Genomic DNA, 20,122 nt, shown 5'->3' on the forward strand with positions numbered 1-20,122 from the left:
CAAGGGAATGGACGTCTGGGCCGCACGTCGATCCGACGGGCAGGATGATACCGCGGGCTCAAACGCCGCGACAATAGCAACTTTCGCTCAGGCGTCGGCGGCAGAATATCGATTGATGCAAACGCAAACAAATGGGTTCCGGCAAAGCATCGTTATTTGCCGGAATCAGTCATCGATATCACGTGAGGTCGTCACCCGGATGGTGACGACGCCTGCCGTCTTCGGGCCGGCGTCAGGCGCCGATCGACTTGATCCGCGCCGAAAGGCGGGAAAGCTTCCGCGCCACCGTGTTGCTGTGCAGCACGCCTTTGGTCGCCGCGCGCTGCAGCTCGGGCTGGGCCGACTTGAAGGCTTCCTGCGCCTGGGCCTTGTCGCCCGTTGCGATGGCCGTCTCCACCTTGCGCAGGAAGGTCCGCACCCGCGAACGCCGCGCACGGTTGCGGATCGTCCGCTTCTCGGTCTGACGGATGCGTTTGCGGGCGGAAGCCGTGTTCGCCATGGCGTTGTATCTTCAACTCGGGCAGGGGTGAAAGCAGGTCCGCATGCCCCGGCCAATGGCCCGGGCTGCGCGAGGAAGGGGCTTCTACCCCCGCCCCGCGCGCCACGTCAAGCGAGAGGCGCCGCCTCAGCGATTGCGGAAGGCCGGCTTCCGCTTCTCGGCGAAGGCGGCCATGCCTTCCTTCTGGTCCTCGGTGGCGAAGAGCGCCTGGAAGGCCCGGCGCTCGAATTTCACGCCCTCGGCCAAGGTCGTTTCGAAGGCGCGGTTCACCGCCTCCTTCGCCACCGCGACGGCAGGGGCGGAGAGGGTGGCGATCTTCTCGCCAACCTTCATCGCTTCAGCCACCACCTCGGCCGTCGGGACGATTCGGGCGATGAGGCCGGAGCGCTCCGCCTCGGCCGCATCCATCATCCGCGCGGTCAGCACCAGGTCCATCGCCTTCGCCTTGCCGATCGCCCGCGTCAGCCGCTGCGTGCCGCCCGCACCGGGAATGACGCCGAGGTTGATCTCCGGCTGGCCGAATTTGGCGTTCTCGGCCGCAATGATCATGTCGCACATCATCGCCAGCTCGCAGCCGCCGCCGAGCGCATAGCCCGCGACCGCGGCGATCACCGGCTTCTGCACGTAGGTCACCGCCTCCCAGCGCTTGCCGATGAAGTCGTCGAGATAGACCGCTGGATAGGTGCGGGATTGCATCTCCTTGATGTCGGCGCCGGCCGCGAAGGCCTTCTCGCTGCCGGTGATGACGATGGCGGCCACCTCCGGATCCGCATCGAAGCTGCGCAGCGCCTGGCCGAGCTCATCCATCAGCTGGTCGCAGAGGGCATTGAGCGCCTGCGGACGGTTGAGGCGGATCAGCGCCACCCGGCCCTGCATCTCGGTCAGGATCATCTCGTACTCGGCCATCGGCGTACCCTCCGTCTTGATGGCGGAGGATATCAGCGCTGCAGCCGCGGGCAATAAAAGCTGGCCCGGCCCGCCTGGACGATCCGCTTGATGCCCTCGCATCCGGGCAACCCCGGGCATGCCTCGCAGGGCAGCCCCTCCCGATCATAGACCTTGAACCGTTCCTGGAAGAAGCCGATTCCCCCATCCGCCTGGACATAATCTCGGAGCGAGGAGCCGCCGGCCGCGATGCTCTCCTCCAGCACCGCCTTGATCGCCGGCACCAGCCTGACGGTCCGCGCGCCCGCGACGCTCGCCGCCACCCGCCGCGGCGAAATGCGTGCCCGGTACAGCGCCTCCGACACGTAGATGTTGCCGAGCCCGGCCACGACCTTCTGGTCGAGCAACGCCGCCTTGATCGGCGTCTGCTTCCCCGCCAGCGCCACGCTCAGCAGGGCGGGGGAAAAGCCATCCTCCAGCGGCTCCGGCCCCAGCCCCGCCAGCAGCCGATGGCTGTCCTCGGCGGCGGTCGGCACCAGGTCGACGCTGCCGAAGCGCCGCGGATCGACGAAGCCGACCCGGATGCCCTCCTCCGTCTCCATGGCGAAATGCTCGTGCAGGATGGGCTCGTTGGGCAGGTCTTCGACGCGCCGCGCCACCATCCGCCCCGACATGCCGAGATGGATCAGCAGGGAATCCCCGCCCGAGAGCCGCATCAGCATGTATTTGGCCCGCCGCCGGAACCCCTCCACCGAGGCGCCGGCGAGCCGGGCGGCCAGCCCCTCGGGGAAGGGCCAGCGCAAGTCCGGCCGGCTGATCGAGGCCGCCCGGATCACCCGCCCCTCCAGCACCGCGGCCAGGCCGCGCATCACCGTCTCGACTTCGGGCAGTTCAGGCATAGGTTCCGCATCGGCTCCGCTGCCCCTAAGGTGCGCCCCGCATGACCGAACGCAACACCCCCCCCGACGAGACCATCGACTTCGGCTTCCGCGAGGTCCGCCGCGAGGAGAAGGCGGGCATGGTCCGCCAGGTCTTCGACAGCGTGGCGCCGCGCTATGACCTGATGAACGACCTGATGTCGCTCGGCCTGCACCGCGCCTGGAAGTCGGCCTTCGTCGCCGCCATCGGCGCCTCGCCGCGGGAGGCGCTGCTCGACCTCGCGGGCGGCACCGGCGACATCTCCTTCCGCGCCCTCGATGCCGGCGCCGGCCGCGTCGTCCTTTCCGACATCAACCCTTCCATGCTGCAGGTGGCGCAGGGCAGGGCGCTCGACCGCGGCCATGCCGCCCGCCTCGCCTTCCTCTGCGCCGATGCCGAGCACCTGCCGCTGCCGGACCGCAGCGTGGAGAAGGTCTCGATCGCCTTCGGGCTCCGCAACTGCACGGACAAGCCGGCCGTCCTCCGCGAGGCCCGCCGCGTGCTCCGCCCCGGCGGGCGCTTCCACTGCCTGGAATTCAGCCGGGTGGAGGTCGCGGCCCTCGCCCCGCTCTATGACGCCTGGTCCTTTCAGGTCCTGCCCCGCCTCGGCGCCCGCATCGCCCGCGATGCCGAGAGCTACCAGTACCTTGCCGAGAGCATCCGCATGTTCCCCGACCAGGAGAGCCTTGCCGCCATGATGCGGGGGGCGGGGCTGGAGCGCGTGGCGCACCGCAACCTCTCCGGCGGCATCGTCGCCATCCATACCGGCTGGCGGTTGTAGCCATGGCGGCGCGAGCCGCTATCCATGCTGTGAATGAGCAGATGACCGCGCCAGGGTGTTTTTCACTCATCCGGGAAGCGCGTCAAGCCAGCCTCTTATCTGTCATGCTGCACTGCAAAAAGGGGTAGCGTATACTATTATAAGACTGAGGGGACCCGCCGCCTCTGGGCATGCGGGCCGGAGCCTTTAGGGGGGCCACTGCACCCATGAACCACCAGCCGGAGGCCACTTTGCGCCTCGACCCATCCACCGGGCCCAGCCCCGTTCCGACAACCGACAGCCCCACCTTGCCCGAAGGCTGGATCAGCCTCTCCGACTGCCTGCTCGAGCCCCGCCCGGTGGAGGGCATGCCCGCCAATACCATCTTGGTACCGATGGCGCTGCTGCATCCGGAATTCGGCGTCGCACTGCTCGGCGTGCCGGGCGCCGTGGCGGAGGCCGCCGCGGCCGCCTTCCGCAAGCGGCTGGAGGATGCGCGCTTCCCCGCCATCTTCCCGGGCCATCTCCCGGTGGTGACGCTCGCCATGCTGCCGGGCGAGCAGTTGAACCTCCGCCGCCGCCTCGCCGCCGCCTTCGCCGCCGTGCCGCCGCTGGACCTGGCCGGGGGCGATGGCTGGATCACCCTGGTGGGCCGCCTGCTACAAACCCGCCCCCTGGTTCGCCCGCCGAGCCCTGGCCCGCGCCGCCAGCGCTCCGCTCCCCCGCGCCAGGCCGCTGTCGCCGCTCACCTGGCGGAGCCGGCCAGGTTCGCCTCGCCGAACCTGCCCTGGAGGAATTTCGCCCCGATGCTCGGCCTCGCCGGCGGCGGGCTGCTGATCGGCCTGGTGCTCGGCCTCAACCACACGCCCTCTGAACCGCAGCAGACCGGCACCGAGGCACCGGCGCGCCCCGTCAGCAGCGCCTCGCCACCGCCATCCCCCCGGGCCGAGGCACCGGCGCTACAGCCGCCACCGCCCCAGCGCCAGGCTTCGCTCCCGCCGCCGCCCGTGGCGCCTGCCCCGGCGCCCACGCCAGCGCCGGCCCCCCCCGCCATTATCCAGCCGCCCGCCGACCCGGCCGCCGGCTCCGCCGGCCTGCCGCGGGTGCTGGTCCGCTCCGCCGCCAATCTCCGCGCCGGGCCGGACAGCAGCGCGCCCATCCTCCGCACCGCTGCCCGCGGCGAGGCCTTCCGCGTCCATGGCGAGGCGCGCGGCGGGTGGATCCAGGTCGGCGGCAGCGCGCCCGAGGGTTGGATCCATTCCAGCCTGCTGACCGAGCCTTGATCAGGCGACCTCCAGCGGCAGCACCCCCTGCCGCCGGCGCCGCGTATCCAGCCAGCGCATCGCCGGCGTCACCGTCACCCCGTGCAGCCCGACCGAGATCAGCACGGTCAGGCTGACCACCGCCCAGAGCTGGTCCATCTCCGGAAAAGTCGCTGCATTGGCGGCGAAGGCCAGGTAGTAGAAACTGCCGAGACCGCGGATGCCGAAGAAGGAGATCGCCGCCCGTTCCTCCATCGGCTGCGACGTGCCGATCAGCGAGAGCATCCCCGCCGCCGGCCGCACCAGGAAGATGAAGCCGAGCGCCGCCGCCACCCCGGCCCAATTCAGCGGCGCCAGCACGCCCCCCGCCACCGCGCCGCCGAACAGCACCAGCAGCACCATCATCAGTAGCCGCTCGGTCTGCTCGGCGAAGTCGTGCAGCCGGTCGTGGTAGCGGTGGTGGCGTTCTGCCGAGCGCATGGCAAGTGCCGCAACGAAGACCGCGACGAAGCCATAGCCGTGCACGATCTCGGTCAGCCCATAGGCGAGGAAGGTCGCTCCCAGCGCGACGAAGCCATCCCCCGTGCGGGACAGGTTCGTCCGGTTCGGCATGCGGAAAGTGAGCCAGCCGAGCAACCGCCCGATGCCCCAGCCCGCGCCGAGCCCGGCGCCGAGCTTCCACAGCACGTCGATCCCGACCCAGTGCGCCAGCCAATCCTCGGGCGCCATCCCGACCGCGGCCAGGGTGACGGCCAGGTTGACGAAAGGGAAGGCCAGCCCGTCATTCAGCCCTGCCTCGGCGGTGAGGGTGAAGCGTACCTCGTCCTCCTCCCCCGAGCGCGGCGGCCCCACCTGCACGTCCGAGGCGAGCACCGGGTCGGTCGGCGCCAGCGCCGCCCCCAGCAGCAGCGCCGCCGGCAGCCCGAGCCCGAGCCCCCAATATCCGATCGCCCCGATGCCCAGGATGGAGAGCGGCATCGCCAGCCCCAGCAGCCGCCACGTCAGGTTCCAACTGCGCCAGTCGAGCGGCCGGTCGAGCTTCAGCCCCGCCCCGGTGAGGGCGACGATCACGACGAGCTCCGTCAGCCGCTCGGCGGCATGGGGGTAGTCAGCCGGCACCGGCTGGTCCCCGGTCGAGTAGGCGAAGGCCACGAAGCCGCAGACGATGCAGAACATAGGCAGCGAGAGCGGCAGTTCCCGCAGCACCATCGGCAGCCAGGCGACGAGGAGGATGAGCGCGCCTGCGCTGACCAGCAGCAAGATGTATGGATCCATCGCTCTCCAACGCCGGAGCCACGGCCGGTTGCCCTCGCCTGCGATGCGCCATAAGCCTCGGAGGGTGCGGGGAGGGCGATGCCATGCAGGTCACGGTCCTGGGTGCCGGCGCGGTCGGTGGCTGGCTGGCGGCGGGGCTGGCGCGCGCCGGCTGGCCCGTCGCAGTCCTTGCCCGCGGCGCCAGCCTCGAGGCCCTTCGTTCGCAAGGCCTCGTCTTTCTCGAGGGCGACCGGCGCGAGGCCTTTCCCGTCATGGCGGCCGCCGACCCGGCGGAGCTGCCGCCGGCCGACCTCCTCCTGCTTGGCCTCAAGAGTCACGACCTGCCGGGTGCCCTGCCGCTGATCGAGCGCCTGATCGGGCCGGGAACCCTGGTCGCCACCACGCAGAACGGCATGCCCTGGTGGTTCCTACAGGGCTTCGGCGGCCCCGCCGCAGGCCTCACCCTGCAAAGCGTCGATCCCGGCGGCGCCCTGGCGCGCGCCATCCCCGTCGAGCGCGTGCTCGGCGGCGTCGCCCATGTCGGCAGCCGCGTGGACGCGCCGGGCACCATCCGCCTGATGAAGCAGGACCGGATGCTCTACGGCGACCCGTCCGGCCGCAACCCCGGCCCGCTCGCCGCCCTGGTCGAGGCGCTCCGCCGCGGCGGCATCCCGGCCGAGTCCGCGGCCGACCTCCGCCGCGAGGTCTGGCTGAAGCTCTGGGGCAATTCCAACATGAACCCGCTGAGCGCGCTCTGCCGCGCCGACATGCAGGCGATGCTGGACGATGACGGCATCCGCGGCCTGGTCGAGGCGATGATGGGCGAGATGGCCGCTCTCGGCGACCGCATCGGCCTGCCGACCGGCCAGAGCATCGCGGAGCGCATGGCCATCACCCGCCGCCTCGGCCCCTTCCGCACCTCCATGCTGCAGGACCTGGAGGCCGGCCGGCCGCTGGAACTCGGCCCCGTGCTCGGCGCCCTGGTGGAACTGGCCGGCCATCTCGGCCAGCCGGTCCCGATGCTGGCTGCCATCCATGGCCTGACCCGCCTGCTCACCCGGACGTCCGGGCAGGGTTGAGACGGATCGGCCAGGTGGCGCTACTGCTTGGGCGTCTCGTCCGGCGCGTCCGTCGAGCGCCAATCCTCGAGCCCGGTCCGGTTTCGCCGGGTGGGGAAGACATCGATCGGCCCGCCCAGTTGGGAGGCCCGCTCGTTGAGGTCGCCGGCCTGCGCATCGCCGGGCCCGATCGGCCGGTCGATAGTGCCGCTGGCCCGCTCGGTGGCGTCGTCGTCTGGTGTCTTGCGTTCGTCGGTCATCCCCGGTCAACGCGGCCGCGCCGGGGCCGGTTCGCCTGGCCTGCGTCCCCTTCCGGTGGGACAATGGCCGCCACGGGGGGGGAGGGCAGGGATGCAGGGCAGGTTGGTGATCCTCGGTGCCGGCGGGCACGGCCGGGCGCTGATCGAACTGGCCCGCGACCTGCCCGCCATCGAACTCGCCGGTCTGGTCGATGCCGCCCCCTGCGCCAGGGAGATGCTCGGCCTTCCCGTCCTGGGGGACGAATCGGCGCTGCCCGGCCTGCTGGCGGGCGGCACACGCCTCGCCTGCGTGGCGATCGGCGATGCCGTCGCCCGCCTCGCCGCCGCCGCCCGGCTGGAGGCGATGGGCTTCACCCTGCCGCCGCTGCTCCATCCCTCGGCCATCGTCGCCCGCAGCGCCCGCATCGGCCCCGGCGCGGTGGTGCTGCCGCGCGCCGTGCTGGGCGCGCTGGCCGAGGTCGGGCGCCTCGCCATCGTCAACACCGGCGCCATCCTCGAGCACGACACGGCGGTGGGCGAGGCGGCGCATATCGGCCCCGGCGCGGTGCTGGCCGGCGGCGTCCGGGTGGGGCCGCGCAGCCAGGTCGGCGCCGGTGCCGCCTGCCGCCCCTATGTCTCCATCGGCGCCGATGCGGTGATCGGCACCGGCGCCGCCGTCATCGCCGACATCCCCGACGGCGTCCGGGTGGGCGGCGTGCCCGCGAAGCCGCTCGCGTGACGCCCGCCACCTTCACCCGCGCCGGCTTCCGCCGCGGCGCCCTGACTGCGCTCGGCCTGACCCTCGGCCTCGCCCCCTTCGGCCTGGTTGTCGGCATGGCGGCCGATGCCAAGGGCCTCTCCCTGCTGGAGACGCTGCTGATGAGCGCCCTCGTCTTCGCTGGCACCTCGCAGCTCGTCGCCCTGCAGCTCTGGTCCGACCCGGCGCCGATCCTCGCCGCGACCCTTGCCTGCCTCGTCATCAACCTCCGCCTGGCGCCGATGGGCGCCGCCCTCGCCCCGGCGCTCGACCGGCTGAGCGGCCTCCGCCTCTGGGGCACGCTGGCCGTGCTGGTCGACAATTCCTTCGCCCTGATGGTGGCGGAGATCAGGGCCGGCCGGCGCGACGCCGCCTTCCTGCTCGGCGCCAGCCTCGCCATGTGGGCGGTCTGGATGGTGACGACCCTCCTCGGCCATGCCTTCGGCGCCGCGGTGCGGCTGCCGCCGGATCATCCGGTTTTCTTCGCCTCGGTCGCCGCGCTGATGTCGATCCTGGTGCCGCTCTGGCGCGGTTGGTCGGATGTCTTCCCCTGGTGCGTCGCCGGACTTTTGGCGCTCTGCGCCCAGGGGCTCGGCCTCGGCGCGCCCTGGCCGGTGCTGGCCGGCGCGCTCGGCGGCGCCGCGACGGGCGCGGCGTTGGACCGGCATCGTAACCGAGGCCGCGCATGACCCTCCGCTGGGACGTGCTGGCCGCCATCCTCGGCATGGTGGCGGCAACCTTCCTTTGCCGCGCCGGGGGCTATGCCATCCTCCGGGTGACCCGGCCGCCGCCCTTTGTCCAGGCGATGCTGCAGCATTTGCCGGGCGCCATCTTCGTCGCCTTCCTCGCTCCGGCGCTGGCCCAGGGCGGCTGGCCCGCCTGGGTCGCCGGCGGATCGGCACTGCTGGTCCAGGCGCGGTTCGGGCGAATGGCGCTGTCGATCCTCACCGGCGTCGGCGTGCTCTGGGCGATCCAGGCCCTTCAATGATGGTGGTGGTGCGCCATGCCCTCCATCCCGTGGACCATGCCGGGCTCCACCGCCACCGTCGCCGCATCGCCCTGGTAGGCGGCCGTCACCGCCCGCATCAGCGCGATCTCCTGGCTCTGGTCGGTGACGATGTCGACATTCATCAGCGCCAGGAAGCCGTTCCGCGCCGCGGGATTGGTCTGGTAGGCCCGCGCCATGTCGAGCGCCGCCTGGTGATGCACCGTCATCGCCTTGGCGAACTGCACGTCGCGCACCGAAACCGGGCCCGCGGCATCGAGCACGCCCGGGATCGGCGAGCGCATGAAGCCCTGCCGCTGCGCCATCCCCTCGGTCGCCATCGGCTGCAGGGCGAGGCTGAACGGCCCCACCCCCAGCCGCAGCGGCGGCCGGTCGAGGTTGCGCGCCACGTCGTCGAGCAGCCCGATCTCGAAGCTCTGGTTGCGCATGATCGCCTCCGCCAGCCGCCGCAGCGCCGGGCTCCGCGCCTCGGGGTCGGCGAGGTAGTCCCGCGCCATGGTCAGCGCCCCGGCATGATGGGGCTGCATGCCGCGGATGTAGTCCCGGTCAGCCTGGATCGTCGCGGCATCGGCGGAGCCGTACCAAGTGGTCGGCACCGGCGCGCCGCCCGGCACGTAGCCTTCCTCGATCGCCGCCCGGGCCGGCGGGGCGGCGAGCAGGGCGAGGCCAATCCCGGCCAGCACCGCGTACAGGGAACGCATGACGGTCCTCCTCTTCTCGAAGGACCACGGAGATAGGTCTTCCCATGGTGGGAAGGTCAAGGGGTGCGCCGCTCCGCCAGGTAGCGCGCCACCGCGGACCGGTCGGTTGCCTCGCGCAGCCCGTTGGCGCCCATCCAGAGGCCGGGGAACATCGCCTCCGGATCGGCGAGGAAGCGCTCCAGCATCGCCGCGTCCCAGCGCTGCCCGGCCTCGCCCGCCGCCTGCAGCACCGGCGAGTAGTCGAAGCCCGGATCGCCGCCAACCCGCCGTCCGTCCACCCCGGCGAGGTTGGGCCCCGGCCCGGCCGGTGCCCCTGCCGTCACGGCATGGCAATTGGCGCAATGACCCCGGAACACCGCCTCGCCCTCCGCCGCCGCAGCCGGCAGGGCGAGCGACAGGAGGGCCGGGAGCAGCCGCCTCACAACCCGTACTGGATGCGAAGGATTCGGTCCGTGCCGCTCTCGCCGCCCCAGGCCTCGCCCGGCACGCCGTCCATCTGGCGGATATTCGCGCCCGCCCGGTCCGAGGGAAAGGACAGGAAGCTCTCATCCGCCGGGTCGAATCGCACCACCGCATTGGCGGCGAAGTCCGTCAGCCAGACCTTGTCCGACGGGTCCACCCAGACCGAATAGGCCCGCGGCCGCTGCCCCGGCAGGCGCCAGACCTTCCAGGACCCGTCGCGTGGGTCGTGCATGGAGACGTTGCCGCTGTTCCACTCGCTGATCCAGAGCCGCCCGGCGCTGTCGGACCAGACGCGGCGCGCCCCCTGGCCCGGCGTCGGCGGCTCGACGATCCGCACCCGCCCGGTCTCCGGGTCCTCGATCTGCGCCAGATGGTTGCCGGCGAGCGAGACATACCAGAGCCCGCCCTGAGGCGTCCGGGTGATGCCATAGGCGCCAGGGCCGCGCGGCGCCTCCCAGACCTGCATCGCCTCCCGCTTCGGGTCGAGGCGGCCATAGACGCCGTTCTGCCCGGTGAACCAATAGAGCCCCTGCCGGTCGAAGACGCCGGTATTGAGGTTGGCGTTGGCGAAGCGCTCCGGCAGCCGCCAGAGCTGCACCCTGTGGTCGGCGGGATCGACCCGGGCGATGGCGTTCTGCCCGCCCTCCGTCACCCAGGCTGCCCCGTCCGGCCCACGGATGACGCCATGCGGTGCCGCCCCCTCGCCGAGCCTCACCACGCGGATCGAGCCGTCGCGCGGGTTGAGCCGATTCAGCGTGCCGTTGCGCTGGCCGCAGAACCACATCGTCCCGTCCCCCGCCGCCGTCACGTCGCGGGAGCCGACGCGGCTGCTGCCCGGTGTCGTCGCATCGAACCAGGTGAGGCGAAAGCCGGGCGGTACCGCGGCCGCGGCACGGCCCGCAGCCAGGGCGAGGCCGGTGCCCAGGGCAAGGAGTTCACGACGCTGCATCGTTCCAACCTCCGGATTGCGCGAAGGTAATGCTAACACCCGGCAGCGACCGTGCCGAACTTCTATTCCGCCGCCTTCGCCTCGCCCTTCTTCGCCGGCGCCTTGGGCGGCGCCTCGTCCTCCGCCTCCTCCGGCGGCTTGGCCGAACGTTCCAGCGGCCCCAGCGGCTGGTGCGGTATGTTGATGCCCATCTCGTAGAAACGCCGCTTCACCCGCCGCATCATCTCGCGCTGCACCGGCCAGCGCTGCGTCGGCTCGGTGCGGACGCGCCCACGGATCTGCACGCCTACCTGGCCCAGGCTGTCGACGCCCCAGAAGTCGAACTCGTCTCGGATCGCCGTCTTGAACCGTGCCTCACTCCGCATCTCGGCGACGATCTCCTTGATCGCCGCCCCGGCCCGGTCGGTGTCCGTCTCGTAGGCGACCAGGATGTCGACCATGGCGAAGGCGAAGTCGCGGGTGCTGTTGGTCACGGTCGTGACCGTCGAGAAGGGCACGATGTGGATCGACCCGTCGCCATCCCGCAGCTTGATCGAGCGGATCGAGAGATGCTCAACCACGCCCCCCTTGCCGCCGACATTGACCACGTCGCCCACCGCGACGGCGTCCTCAAGCAGCAGGAAGACGCCGGTGATGACGTCCTTCACCAGCGTCTGCGAGCCGAAGCCGATGGCGAGGCCGACGACGCCGGCGCCGGCCAGCAGCGGCGCCACGTTGAGCCCGAGCTGCGACAGCGCGTTCAGCACGACGAAGACGAGGATGAAGACCCCGAGCACCGTCCGCAGCATCGGCAGCAGCGTCCGCACCCGGGCGCTGCGGGCGGCATGGCTGTCGCGTGCGAGGCGCGTCAACCGCCGCTGGATGGAGGAGTTGGCCACTTCCCACACCACCAGCGCCAGCAGCAGCGTGCAGGCGATGTTGAACAGCGTCTGCACCAGCCGGTTGCCGAGCGTCCCGTCACGGAACCAGGCCAGCGCGCCGAGCCCCCAGGTCTCCAGCAGCAGCACCGTCGCCGCCGCGCCGATCACCACGGAGACGGCGGCGCGGACCGGCGGCACATAGGTCGCCGCCCGCGCCGGCAGGCCGGGCCAGCGCTTCGCCAGGTCATGCGTCGGATCGAGCAGCCGGTCGGTGAGGCGGATGAAGCCCTCGTCCAGCGCCTTGGCGACGCCGACGACCAGCAGCGTCAGCGCCGTGCCCCAGGCCAGCCGCTGGAAGCCGTTCTCCAGCGCCAGCGCCCAGACCATCCAGCCGGCCACCAGCCAGAGGATGACCATGACGTGCCAGATCTCGGCCAGCCGGTTGCGCAGGCCGCGCAGCACCAGGCGCGTGCGGTCCGGCGTCTCGCCCGGCTCCAGCGGCGAGGCGCGCAGCACGGAGGCCACCGCCTCGCGCTGCTGCAGCACCAGCCGCACCAGCAGCATCGAGTTGACCAGCAGGGTGACGTTGATGATGGCGTCGTAGGCCGCCCAGGGCAGGCCCAGGAACAGCCCCGCCTCGGCCACCACATAGCCGCCGACGCCGACCAGCATCAGCCGCCGCAGCCAGCCGATGCTGGCCGCCGCCGCCTGCTGCGAGCAGGGGATCAGCCGCAGGTGGTTGGAGGCCGGCGAGAGCAGCGCCCGCGCCAGGGCATAGGCCGTGCGCGAGCCCATATAGACATGGGCAATCATCAGCCCGACCAGCCGCGTGGTCGGTAGCGGCTTCACCAGCCCGAACAGCCCGTAGACCGTGAGCCCGAACGCGGCGATCGGTAGCAGGTCGAGCAGCAGGCGCAGCAGCACCAGCGGCATGCGCTTCAGCCAGGTCCATTTCTCGTGCTCGCGCGGCGCCGCGGCATCCAGCCAGCGCCGCAGCCGCCCGAAGGCACGGGTGACCATCGCTTCCGCCACCAGGCCGAGCCCGATCAGCAGCAGCAGCTTCCAGGCCGCGTCCAGCATGCGGGTCTGCGCCACCGGGTCGGCCGCGAGCTGCACCGTCGCTTCCCACAGCGCCGGCAGGTCCGCCATGGAGCGGACCGCATCGAGCAGGCTGTCGGCCATGGCGCCGATCCGGCCGGAAAGGCCCGTCAGCAGCTGCGCGCCGACCGTATTGGGCGCGATCAGCGGCTCGGCCGGCGCGGCATCGGCCGCCGGGGCGGGGGAAGGCGCCGGCGCGGCGGGTGGGGCGGCGGGCTTCGCCGCCTGACCCGCCCCTTGGGGCGGGCTCGCTTCCGCCCCGTCCGCCTCGGCCCGTGCGGCCTCGCCGGCCGGGGTGGAAGCGGGGTTCGGCGCCGGATCGGCCGCCGCCGGTGCCGCGGCGCGCCCGGCCTGCGGCAGGGACCCCTCGCCGGCGGTCCCCCCATTGGCCCGGCTGGCCGCCGCCAGCGCCTCCAGCGTGCGCAGGAATTCCGCCCGGCGGCCCGGGTCCTGCAGCAGCGAGGTCAACCGGTCGATATCCTCGGCATTGAGGCTGGCCGGGGCTGCGGCCGGCCGTGCCTGGGGCGCGGGTGCCTGGGCCAGGGCAGGGCCTGCGAGCAGGAGCAGCAGCACAGGGATGATGCGGAACAAGCTCATGGGGCCGGCAGCAACCCCATCCCCCGGCCCGGGTCAAGCGTTGAGCGCGGCATTGTAACCCGCAGTAAAGCGTTTACCTGGGAGGGATGAAGACCATCCTGACCATCCTGGTCGCCCTTGGCATGCTGGCGACCCTCGGCACGCTCTTTGCCGGCATGCTCGGCCTGGCGCGGGGCGACGGCAGTGGGGAACGCTCCAACCTCCTGATGCGCTGGCGCGTGGTGATCCAGGGCATCACGCTGCTGCTATTTGCCCTGCTGCTTGCGGTTTCCCGCGGCTAGCAGCGGGCCGGGCCGCTTTGACAGGGTGCGCCGGGCCGACCTATTTTGCCGCGGAATTTTCGGGGGTGCTCCCCCGCTGACGTATCGGTCCGGGGGATAGGGTCGTGCCATGCCCCCGTGATCGGCTCCGCCGCCCGTACGGGGCGCCGGGGGAATCATCAACAGCACGCAGGAAACGGCAGAGGCGATGAAGCTCCTCGTCCCCGTCAAGCGGGTCGTCGATTACAACGTGAAGGTCCGCGTCAAGGCGGATCATACCGGCGTCGAGACCGCAAACGTCAAGATGTCGATGAACCCCTTCGACGAGATTGCCGTCGAGGAAGCGGTGCGCCTGAAGGAGAAGGGTGCGGCGACCGAGATCATCGCCGTCTCCGCCGGCCCGACCGCCTGCCAGGAGCAGATCCGCACCGCGCTGGCCATGGGTGCCGATCGCGGCATCCTGATTGAGCATGACGGCATCCTGGAGCCGCTGGCGGTGGCCAAGCTGCTCAAGGCCGTTATCGCCAAGGAGAGCCCGGACCTCGTCATCCTCGGCAAGCAGGCGATCGACGACGACATGAACGCCACCGGCCAGATGCTGGCGGCGCTGCTCGGCTGGCCGCAGGGCACTTACGCCTCGAAGGTCGAGCCCGCCGATGGCGGCATTAAGGTGACACGCGAGGTCGATGGCGGCCTTGAGCGCCTGCAGCTCAAGCTGCCGGCGATCGTCACCACCGATCTCCGTTTGAACGAGCCGCGCTACGCCTCGCTGCCCAACATCATGAAGGCGCGCAAGAAGCCGATCGAGACGCTGAAGCCGGCCGATCTCGGCGTCGATGTCTCGCCGCGCCTCACGGTGCTCAAGGTGGAGGAGCCGCCGAAGCGCCAAGCCGGCAAGAAGGTCGGTTCGGTGCAGGAACTCGTCGAGAAGCTGCGCAACGAAGCGAAGGTGATCTGACCATGGCAGTCCTGGTTCTGGCCGACCATGACGGGTCGGCGGTGACGCAGCCGACCCGCAGTGCCGTCGCGGCGGCAAGCAAGCTCGGCGACGTGACGGTGCTGGTCCTCGGCCCACGCACCGCGGCCGACAGCGCCGCCAAGGTCGCCGGCGTGGCGAAGGTCCTCCATACCGAGGACGTGCTCTACGCCAATGGCCTCGCCGAGCCGCTGGCCGCCCTGCTGGTCGCGATGGCGCCCGAGTATTCCCACCTGCTGGCCCCGGCCTCGGCCGCCGGCAAGAACGTGATGCCGCGCCTCGCCGCCCTGCTCGACGTGCAGGTGATCTCGGACATCGCCGACGTCGTCGATGCCGACACCTTCGTCCGTCCGATCTATGCCGGCAACGCGCTGGCGACGGTGAAGTCGGCCGACCCGAAGAAGGTCATCACCGTCCGTGCCGCGAGCTTCGACCCGGCCGCCGCCGAGGGCGGCAGCGCCGCCGTCGAGGCCGCGCCGAAGGGCGAGGACCCCGGCCTGTCCAACTTCCTCGGCGCCGAGATCGCCAAGTCCGAGCGGCCGGAGCTGACGGCAGCGAAGGTCGTCGTCTCCGGCGGTCGCGCCATGGGCTCGGCGGAGAATTTCCACATCATCGAGAGCGTGGCCGACAAGCTCGGCGCCGCGGTCGGCGCCTCCCGCGCCGCGGTCGATGCCGGCTATGCGCCGAACGACCATCAGGTCGGCCAGACCGGCAAGATCGTGGCTCCCGACCTCTACATCGCCGTCGGCATCTCGGGCGCCATCCAGCATCTGGCGGGGATGAAGGACAGCAAGGTCATCGTCGCCATCAACAAGGACGAGGAGGCGCCGATCTTCTCGGTGGCCGATTACGGCCTGGTCGGCGACCTGTTCAAGGTCATGCCGGAATTCGAGTCCGAGCTGGCGAAGAAGTAGGCCATGGCGGAGGTCAAGAAGCTCGGCGTCATCGGCGCCGGGCTGATGGGCAACGGCATCGCGCATGTCGCGGCCCTCTCCGGCGTGCCGGTCGCGCTGGTCGACGTGAACCCGGCGGCGCTCGAGAAGGCTTTGGCGACCATCGGCAAGAACCTCGACCGCCAGGCCTCGAAGGGTGGCATCGCGGCCGGAGCCAAGGAGGAGGCGCTGGGGCGCATCTCCTCCGGCACCGACTACGCCGCCTTCGCCGACTGCGATCTCGTCATCGAGGCGGCGACCGAGAACGAGGAGATCAAGAAGAAGATTTTTGCGAGTGTCTGCCCGATCCTCAGGGCGGATGCGATCCTCGCCAGCAATACGTCTTCGATCCCCATTACCCGCCTCGGCGCGGCGACGGACCGGCCGGGCCGCTTCGTCGGCATGCACTTCTTCAACCCGGTGCCGATGATGAAGTTGGTTGAGGTCATCAGCGGCCTCGCCACGGAGGATGCGACCGTCGCTGCCGTCACGGCGCTCGCCGAGCGGATGGGCAAGACGGTGGTGGCGGCGGCCGACTACCCGGCCTTCGTCGTCAACCGCATCCTTTGCCCGATGCTGAACGAGGCGATCTTCGCGCTGATGGAGGGTGTCGGCGACGTGGCGGCGATCGATGCCGGCATGAAGCTCGGCGCCAACCACCCGATGGGGCCGCTGGAGCTCAGCGACTTCGTCGGCCTCGACACGCTCTACAGCGTGCTCAAGGTACTGCATGAGGGGCTGGGTGACCCGAAGTACCGGCCCTGTCCGCTGCTTGCCAAATACGTCGAGGCGGGCTGGCTCGGCCGCAAGTCTGGCCGCGGCTTCTACGACTACTCGACCAACCCGCCGACGCCGACGCGGTAGGGCGAAGGCCGGGCGGTTTGCCGCCCGGCCATGGCGCCTCATCCGGCCTTCTTGGTGAAGTCGACCTTGTCGTTTTCGCCGGGATGCGGCGGCTCGCCGGTCGTGACGGCCTTGATGTAGCCATAGGCATGGACAAGCGTGCTACTCGGGCTGTCCCAGTACTCGGCGCCCTGACATTCAACGCGGATCAGCTCGATCTTAGGGTCCTCGGCACCGGCCGGGAACCACACGCGCAGCGGCTCGCTCCAGAGCGCCTTCTGCTTCGCCACGTCCTTCACCACCTCGGCCATGCCGTAGATGGAGACGTAGTTCTGGCTGCTGGGGTCGGAGAAGGCGAGGAGGACGCGGCCGTCATCCTTGGCCTCGCCGGTCACCGGGCTGCCGGCGCTGGCGAAGAACCAAAGCACGCCGTCGAACTCCTTGTTGACCGCGCGCATCGGCCGGCCGCGGAAGCGGCCTTCGCCGTCCTGCGTGACCATCATGGTCACGTCGATGTCCTTGATCATTTCCCAGACCTTGCGCTTGGCCTCGGCATCGCTGCGGGTTTCCGGCATGGTAGCCTCCGTTTCGGGATATCGGGGGACCAACGAGTTGGGCGGCGGCCGGTTGCAGGCGGCTTGCCCACGGCATAGCCTCCGCGGGCATGACCGAGGAAACCCGCGTGAGCGACGCCGCCGAGCCTACCATCATTGCCCGCCGCGAGGGCGCCGCCGCGACCCTGCTGATGAACCGGCCGAAGACGCTGAATGCGCTCGACCTCGCCATGATCCGCGGCTTCCAGTCGGCGCTCGACATCTGGGGCGCAGACCCGGAGGTCAAGCTCTTCATCGTCGAGGGCGCGGGCGGCAAGGCCTTCTGTGCCGGCGGCGATGTGCGTCGGGTGCGCGAGCAGGCGATCGCGGGCGATGCGGCCGCCATCGAGTCCTTCTTCGCCGAGGAATATGCGGTGAACCGCGGCATCGCCACGCTGGCGAAGCCCTGGGTCTCGCTGATCGACGGCGTCTGCATGGGGGGCGGCATCGGCATCTCGTTGCATGGCCGGCCGGTGGTCGTCACCGAGGCGGCGCTGCTGGCGATGCCGGAGACGGCGATCGCCCTCTTCCCCGATGTCGGCACCAGCCACGTCCTGCCGAAGCTGCCGGGGGCGGTCGGCACCTGGCTGGCGCTGACCGGCGCGCGGCTGCGCGGCGGCGATGCGGTGGCGGCGGGGCTCGCCAGCCATTTCGTGCCGAAGGCCAATCTGCCGGCGCTGCGTGAGGCGCTGCTCGGCGGCGATGCATCGGTAGTCGAGCGCTTCGCCGAGGCGCCGCCGGAGGCCGGTTTCGCGCCGCATCGCGCGGCGATCGAGCGCTGCTTCGGGCGCGACACCATGCCCGCGATCCTGGCGGCGCTGGAGGCCGAGGGGACCGACTGGGCGGCGGAGCAGATCAAGATTCTCCGGCGAATGTCGCCGACCAGCCTCTCGGTCTCGCTCGAGCTGCTGCGGCGCGGAGCCGGCGCCACGCTCGACGAGTGCCTGGAGATGGAGCTGGCGCTCACCCGCAGCGTCGTGAACCGGCACCCGGATTTCCGCGAGGGGGTGCGCAGCGTGCTCGTCGACAAGGGCAGCACGCCCCACTGGACCCCGGCGACGATCGAGGAGGTCGACCCAGCCGCGATCGCCGCGATGTTCGAGGGCTAGCCTGCGACTGCCCCGGGTGGAAGCACGCGGGGCGCAAATCGTTGGCCCGGCGGGCGCTAGCGGCCGACCAGCACCAGCACCACGCCGGCGACGACGGTCAGCGCGCCGAGCACCTCGGCACGGGTCGGCTGCTCGCGCAGGTAGAAGCGGCTGAAGAGCAGGGTCATCAGGATTTCCACTTGGCCGACGGCGCGCACCAGTGCCACCGGGGCCAGGGCGAAGGCGGTGAACCAGCAGGCCGAGCCGCAGGCGGAGAGGGCGCCGACCTGGGCGCTGGTCCGCCAGGTGGCGAAGACCGCGCGGAACTGCGCCGGCTCCCTCGCCAGCAGCCAGCTGCCCTGCATGACGGTCTGCATGATGTTGGCCGCCACCAGCGTTGCCAGGGCACGCAGCACCGGGTCCTCGCCGGGCAGCGCCAGGTTGGCGCTCTTGATGAGGACGCTGGTGAGGGCGAAGAAGAAGCCCGAGGCGAGGCCGCAGACGGCGGCCGGCTGCACGGTGGCGCGGGCCAGCTCCCGCCATGAGGCGGTGCGGCCGGCGAGCGAGAGCCAGAGCACGCCGGCCACCCCGATGCCGATGCCGCACCAGGCGAGGGCCGAGATGCGCTCGCCGAGCAGGATGAGGGCGAGGACGGCGCCCTGCACCGCCTCGGTCTTCGCATAGGCCGTGCCGACGGCGAAGCCGCGATGGCCGAAGGACATGATCAGCAGGTTGGTGCCGAGGATCTGGCCGAGCCCGCCGGCGGCGGCGAAGGCAAGGAAGGCGAGGGTCGGCGGCGGCAGCGTGCCGTCGAAGAGCAGCAGGTAGAGGCCCAGCAGCAGGGCCCCGACCGGCACGCCGTAGAGGTAGCGCACCACCGCCGCGGCATTGACGGAGAGCTGGCCGCGCAGCCGCTGCTGCATGGCCGTGCGCCAGGTCTGGAACAGCGCGGCGGCCAGGGTCACCGGCAGCCAGAGCGGCGAGAGAATCATTGCGGACGAGGCTGCGGCGAGCCTCAGCCCGCGTCAAGCTGCAGCCCCTCCTTGCGGATGACCTGTCCCCACTTCTCGATCTCGCCGTTGACGAAGGCGGCGTACTGCTCGAGCGAGCCGTAGAGCGAGACGCCGCCCATCTCGCGCCAGCGGGCCTTTACCTCCTCCGTCTCGTGCCAGGATTTCATGGCGCGGTTGAGGGCCTCGGCGATGGGGCGGGGCGTGGCGGCGGGGACGAAGATGCCGAACCAGGTGTTGACGTCGAACTGCGCCAGCTCCGGCATCGTCTCGCGTGCGGCGGGGATGTCCGGGAGGGTGAAGTTGCGGTCGGCGCTGCTGACGGCCAGCGCCCGGACGCGGCCGGCCCTGATCTGCTGGATGCCGCTCGTCAGGTTGTCCCACATGTACTGGATGTTGCCGGCGACCAGCTCCACCGCCGCCGGGCCGGCGCCGCGGAAGGGGATGTGGATGGCCTCCGTCCCCGTTGCCTGGTTGAACCAGACGCCGGTGAGATGCGGCGACTGGCCGACGCCGGGGGAGCCGAAGGAGAGCTTGCCGGGGTTCGCCTTCAGATGGGCGACGAACTCGGGCAGCGTGTTCGCCGGGACGGAGGGGTGGACGACCAGCACGTTGGGGCCGCGCACGGTGCCGGCGACGGGGAGCAGGCTGGTGCGGTCGTAGGGCAGGCTGCGGTAGAGCGAGAGGCCGATGGCCTGCGGGCCGATGTTGCCGAGCAGCAGGTTCAGCCCGTCGGGGGCGGCGCGCACGATCTCCGAGGTGCCGATGACGCCGCCGGCGCCGGAGCGGTTCTCGACCACGCAGTTCTGGCCGTAATGGCTCTGCAGATAGGGGGCGAGCAGGCGGGCACTGATATCGGCGGTGCCACCGGGGGCGGCCGGGACGACGATGCGGATGGGCTGGCTCGGGCGCCACTCGGCCTGGGCCAGGGCGGGGGTGGCGAGCAGGCTGGCGAGCGCCGAGCGGCGGGTGATGCGCGTCATGGAGTTTCTCCCGGGATTTGCCGGGAGCATGGCGCGAAATGATTAATCAGACGAGTCATGCCGGCTCCATCCACCTTGGGATGCGGGCGCGGCCTGCGACGAAGCGGTGCATGGAGTGCAGCGTGCGCCAGA

The 20,122-nt window shown here is 71.1% G+C and carries 23 protein-coding genes; 11 read left to right on the top strand and 12 right to left on the bottom strand.

Features of this window, described 5'->3' with window-relative positions; all coding sequences use genetic code 11:
* Positions 1–232: 232 nt before the first annotated feature.
* The 3 genes from rpsT to mutM all read right to left on the bottom strand — a co-directional run bounded on the left by rpsT (position 233) and on the right by mutM (position 2,283).
* A complete protein-coding gene (rpsT, locus tag JMJ56_RS12995) occupies positions 233–499 on the bottom strand; it encodes a 30S ribosomal protein S20 (protein WP_043337018.1) in 267 nt (88 codons plus the stop codon).
* A gap of 126 nt (positions 500–625) precedes the next feature.
* The gene (locus JMJ56_RS13000) at positions 626–1,405 is read right to left on the bottom strand and encodes an enoyl-CoA hydratase (RefSeq protein WP_202832189.1); all 780 of its coding nucleotides are present in this window, start codon (positions 1,403–1,405) and stop codon (positions 626–628) included.
* 32 nt (positions 1,406–1,437) lie between these two features.
* Positions 1,438–2,283 carry a bifunctional DNA-formamidopyrimidine glycosylase/DNA-(apurinic or apyrimidinic site) lyase gene (gene mutM / locus JMJ56_RS13005; protein ID WP_202832190.1) on the bottom strand — a complete coding sequence of 282 codons (846 nt, stop codon included), beginning with the start codon at positions 2,281–2,283 and terminating at the stop codon, positions 1,438–1,440.
* Positions 2,284–2,324: 41 nt separating this feature from the next.
* Between mutM and JMJ56_RS13010 the strand changes: the two genes are divergently transcribed.
* Positions 2,325–3,083 (top strand): class I SAM-dependent methyltransferase, encoded by a 759-nt coding sequence (locus JMJ56_RS13010; RefSeq protein ID WP_202832191.1) that lies wholly within the window; start codon positions 2,325–2,327, stop codon positions 3,081–3,083.
* Between the two features lie 206 nt (positions 3,084–3,289).
* Positions 3,290–4,345: an SH3 domain-containing protein gene (locus tag JMJ56_RS13015; protein ID WP_202832192.1), complete on the top strand. Its 1,056-nt coding sequence runs from the start codon at positions 3,290–3,292 to the stop codon at positions 4,343–4,345.
* Here the strand turns inward: JMJ56_RS13015 and JMJ56_RS13020 are convergent, their stop codons facing one another.
* Positions 4,346–5,599, bottom strand: coding sequence for a cation:proton antiporter (locus JMJ56_RS13020; RefSeq protein ID WP_202832193.1), 1,254 nt, complete (start codon positions 5,597–5,599; stop codon positions 4,346–4,348).
* Positions 5,600–5,682: 83 nt separating this feature from the next.
* Here JMJ56_RS13020 and JMJ56_RS13025 point away from each other — a divergent pair, with 83 nt between their 5' ends.
* Positions 5,683–6,657 (top strand): ketopantoate reductase family protein, encoded by a 975-nt coding sequence (locus tag JMJ56_RS13025; RefSeq protein WP_202832194.1) that lies wholly within the window; start codon positions 5,683–5,685, stop codon positions 6,655–6,657.
* 20 nt (positions 6,658–6,677) lie between these two features.
* Here JMJ56_RS13025 and JMJ56_RS13030 read toward each other — a convergent pair whose 3' ends face one another.
* Positions 6,678–6,896: a hypothetical protein gene (locus JMJ56_RS13030; RefSeq protein ID WP_202832195.1), complete on the bottom strand. Its 219-nt coding sequence runs from the start codon at positions 6,894–6,896 to the stop codon at positions 6,678–6,680.
* Between the two features lie 91 nt (positions 6,897–6,987).
* Here JMJ56_RS13030 and JMJ56_RS13035 point away from each other — a divergent pair, with 91 nt between their 5' ends.
* From JMJ56_RS13035 to JMJ56_RS13045, 3 genes are read left to right on the top strand one after another with little or no spacing between them, the layout of a single operon-like run.
* A complete protein-coding gene (locus JMJ56_RS13035) occupies positions 6,988–7,614 on the top strand; it encodes a NeuD/PglB/VioB family sugar acetyltransferase (protein WP_202832196.1) in 627 nt (208 codons plus the stop codon).
* Positions 7,611–8,321 carry an AzlC family ABC transporter permease gene (locus JMJ56_RS13040; RefSeq protein ID WP_328702371.1) on the top strand — a complete coding sequence of 237 codons (711 nt, stop codon included), beginning with the start codon at positions 7,611–7,613 and terminating at the stop codon, positions 8,319–8,321. The genes JMJ56_RS13035 and JMJ56_RS13040 overlap by 4 nt, the downstream gene beginning before the upstream one ends.
* Entirely contained in the window at positions 8,318–8,620 is a 303-nt protein-coding gene (locus tag JMJ56_RS13045; RefSeq protein ID WP_202832197.1) for an AzlD family protein, read from the top strand. Before JMJ56_RS13040 ends, JMJ56_RS13045 begins: the two co-directional genes overlap by 4 nt.
* Here the strand turns inward: JMJ56_RS13045 and JMJ56_RS13050 are convergent.
* The 4 genes from JMJ56_RS13050 to JMJ56_RS13065 form a co-directional block, all read right to left on the bottom strand.
* Complete coding sequence (locus JMJ56_RS13050) at positions 8,614–9,339, bottom strand: DUF305 domain-containing protein (RefSeq protein WP_202832198.1); 726 nt, start codon at positions 9,337–9,339, stop codon at positions 8,614–8,616. The two genes, JMJ56_RS13045 and JMJ56_RS13050, sit on opposite strands and share 7 nt — an antisense overlap.
* A gap of 56 nt (positions 9,340–9,395) precedes the next feature.
* A complete protein-coding gene (locus JMJ56_RS13055; protein WP_202832199.1) occupies positions 9,396–9,761 on the bottom strand; it encodes a c-type cytochrome in 366 nt (121 codons plus the stop codon).
* Complete coding sequence (locus JMJ56_RS13060; protein WP_202832200.1) at positions 9,758–10,750, bottom strand: Vgb family protein; 993 nt, start codon at positions 10,748–10,750, stop codon at positions 9,758–9,760. The genes JMJ56_RS13055 and JMJ56_RS13060 overlap by 4 nt, the downstream gene beginning before the upstream one ends.
* 62 nt (positions 10,751–10,812) lie before the next feature.
* Positions 10,813–13,305 carry a mechanosensitive ion channel domain-containing protein gene (locus tag JMJ56_RS13065; RefSeq protein WP_202832201.1) on the bottom strand — a complete coding sequence of 831 codons (2,493 nt, stop codon included), beginning with the start codon at positions 13,303–13,305 and terminating at the stop codon, positions 10,813–10,815.
* Between the two features lie 86 nt (positions 13,306–13,391).
* Here JMJ56_RS13065 and JMJ56_RS13070 point away from each other — a divergent pair, with 86 nt between their 5' ends.
* The 4 genes from JMJ56_RS13070 (at position 13,392) to JMJ56_RS13085 (ending at position 16,337) form a co-directional block, all read left to right on the top strand.
* On the top strand, positions 13,392–13,586 hold the full coding sequence (locus tag JMJ56_RS13070) for a twin transmembrane helix small protein (RefSeq protein WP_202832202.1): 195 nt from the start codon (positions 13,392–13,394) through the stop codon (positions 13,584–13,586).
* Positions 13,587–13,773: 187 nt separating this feature from the next.
* Positions 13,774–14,523, top strand: a complete 750-nt coding sequence (locus tag JMJ56_RS13075; RefSeq protein ID WP_043359185.1) for an electron transfer flavoprotein subunit beta/FixA family protein — start codon at positions 13,774–13,776, stop codon at positions 14,521–14,523.
* Positions 14,524–14,525: 2 nt separating this feature from the next.
* On the top strand, positions 14,526–15,455 hold the full coding sequence (locus tag JMJ56_RS13080) for an electron transfer flavoprotein subunit alpha/FixB family protein (RefSeq protein WP_202832203.1): 930 nt from the start codon (positions 14,526–14,528) through the stop codon (positions 15,453–15,455).
* A gap of 3 nt (positions 15,456–15,458) precedes the next feature.
* Complete coding sequence (locus JMJ56_RS13085; protein WP_202832204.1) at positions 15,459–16,337, top strand: 3-hydroxybutyryl-CoA dehydrogenase; 879 nt, start codon at positions 15,459–15,461, stop codon at positions 16,335–16,337.
* 38 nt (positions 16,338–16,375) lie between these two features.
* Here the strand turns inward: JMJ56_RS13085 and JMJ56_RS13090 are convergent, their stop codons facing one another.
* Positions 16,376–16,891 carry a pyridoxamine 5'-phosphate oxidase family protein gene (locus JMJ56_RS13090; RefSeq protein WP_043359180.1) on the bottom strand — a complete coding sequence of 172 codons (516 nt, stop codon included), beginning with the start codon at positions 16,889–16,891 and terminating at the stop codon, positions 16,376–16,378.
* 107 nt (positions 16,892–16,998) lie between these two features.
* Here JMJ56_RS13090 and JMJ56_RS13095 point away from each other — a divergent pair, with 107 nt between their 5' ends.
* Complete coding sequence (locus tag JMJ56_RS13095) at positions 16,999–18,018, top strand: enoyl-CoA hydratase/isomerase family protein (RefSeq protein WP_202832205.1); 1,020 nt, start codon at positions 16,999–17,001, stop codon at positions 18,016–18,018.
* Positions 18,019–18,074: 56 nt separating this feature from the next.
* On the opposite strand, the gene JMJ56_RS13100 is transcribed toward JMJ56_RS13095, so the two are convergent.
* Both JMJ56_RS13100 and JMJ56_RS13105 read right to left on the bottom strand, forming a co-directional pair.
* Complete coding sequence (locus JMJ56_RS13100; RefSeq protein WP_202832206.1) at positions 18,075–18,989, bottom strand: DMT family transporter; 915 nt, start codon at positions 18,987–18,989, stop codon at positions 18,075–18,077.
* Between the two features lie 23 nt (positions 18,990–19,012).
* Complete coding sequence (locus JMJ56_RS13105) at positions 19,013–19,990, bottom strand: Bug family tripartite tricarboxylate transporter substrate binding protein (protein ID WP_202832207.1); 978 nt, start codon at positions 19,988–19,990, stop codon at positions 19,013–19,015.
* Positions 19,991–20,122 lie beyond the last annotated feature (132 nt).

Origin of the sequence: Belnapia arida (genome assembly GCF_016773205.1) — a bacterium.
Classification (GTDB): Bacteria; Pseudomonadota; Alphaproteobacteria; order Acetobacterales; family Acetobacteraceae; genus Belnapia; species Belnapia arida.

What these genes read in the sequence shown, in the direction of transcription:
- rpsT (WP_043337018.1), bottom strand. Translation starts at nt 499, where the DNA reads ATGGCGAACACGGCTTCCGCCCGCAAACGCATCCGTCAGACCGAGAAG.
- JMJ56_RS13000 (WP_202832189.1), bottom strand. Translation starts at nt 1,405, where the DNA reads ATGGCCGAGTACGAGATGATCCTGACCGAGATGCAGGGCCGGGTGGCG.
- mutM (WP_202832190.1), bottom strand. Translation starts at nt 2,283, where the DNA reads ATGCCTGAACTGCCCGAAGTCGAGACGGTGATGCGCGGCCTGGCCGCG.
- JMJ56_RS13010 (WP_202832191.1), top strand. Translation starts at nt 2,325, where the DNA reads ATGACCGAACGCAACACCCCCCCCGACGAGACCATCGACTTCGGCTTC.
- JMJ56_RS13015 (WP_202832192.1), top strand. Translation starts at nt 3,290, where the DNA reads ATGAACCACCAGCCGGAGGCCACTTTGCGCCTCGACCCATCCACCGGG.
- JMJ56_RS13020 (WP_202832193.1), bottom strand. Translation starts at nt 5,599, where the DNA reads ATGGATCCATACATCTTGCTGCTGGTCAGCGCAGGCGCGCTCATCCTC.
- JMJ56_RS13025 (WP_202832194.1), top strand. Translation starts at nt 5,683, where the DNA reads ATGCAGGTCACGGTCCTGGGTGCCGGCGCGGTCGGTGGCTGGCTGGCG.
- JMJ56_RS13030 (WP_202832195.1), bottom strand. Translation starts at nt 6,896, where the DNA reads ATGACCGACGAACGCAAGACACCAGACGACGACGCCACCGAGCGGGCC.
- JMJ56_RS13035 (WP_202832196.1), top strand. Translation starts at nt 6,988, where the DNA reads ATGCAGGGCAGGTTGGTGATCCTCGGTGCCGGCGGGCACGGCCGGGCG.
- JMJ56_RS13045 (WP_202832197.1), top strand. Translation starts at nt 8,318, where the DNA reads ATGACCCTCCGCTGGGACGTGCTGGCCGCCATCCTCGGCATGGTGGCG.
- JMJ56_RS13050 (WP_202832198.1), bottom strand. Translation starts at nt 9,339, where the DNA reads ATGCGTTCCCTGTACGCGGTGCTGGCCGGGATTGGCCTCGCCCTGCTC.
- JMJ56_RS13060 (WP_202832200.1), bottom strand. Translation starts at nt 10,750, where the DNA reads ATGCAGCGTCGTGAACTCCTTGCCCTGGGCACCGGCCTCGCCCTGGCT.
- JMJ56_RS13065 (WP_202832201.1), bottom strand. Translation starts at nt 13,305, where the DNA reads ATGAGCTTGTTCCGCATCATCCCTGTGCTGCTGCTCCTGCTCGCAGGC.
- JMJ56_RS13070 (WP_202832202.1), top strand. Translation starts at nt 13,392, where the DNA reads ATGAAGACCATCCTGACCATCCTGGTCGCCCTTGGCATGCTGGCGACC.
- JMJ56_RS13075 (WP_043359185.1), top strand. Translation starts at nt 13,774, where the DNA reads ATGAAGCTCCTCGTCCCCGTCAAGCGGGTCGTCGATTACAACGTGAAG.
- JMJ56_RS13080 (WP_202832203.1), top strand. Translation starts at nt 14,526, where the DNA reads ATGGCAGTCCTGGTTCTGGCCGACCATGACGGGTCGGCGGTGACGCAG.
- JMJ56_RS13085 (WP_202832204.1), top strand. Translation starts at nt 15,459, where the DNA reads ATGGCGGAGGTCAAGAAGCTCGGCGTCATCGGCGCCGGGCTGATGGGC.
- JMJ56_RS13090 (WP_043359180.1), bottom strand. Translation starts at nt 16,891, where the DNA reads ATGCCGGAAACCCGCAGCGATGCCGAGGCCAAGCGCAAGGTCTGGGAA.
- JMJ56_RS13100 (WP_202832206.1), bottom strand. Translation starts at nt 18,989, where the DNA reads ATGATTCTCTCGCCGCTCTGGCTGCCGGTGACCCTGGCCGCCGCGCTG.
- JMJ56_RS13105 (WP_202832207.1), bottom strand. Translation starts at nt 19,990, where the DNA reads ATGACGCGCATCACCCGCCGCTCGGCGCTCGCCAGCCTGCTCGCCACC.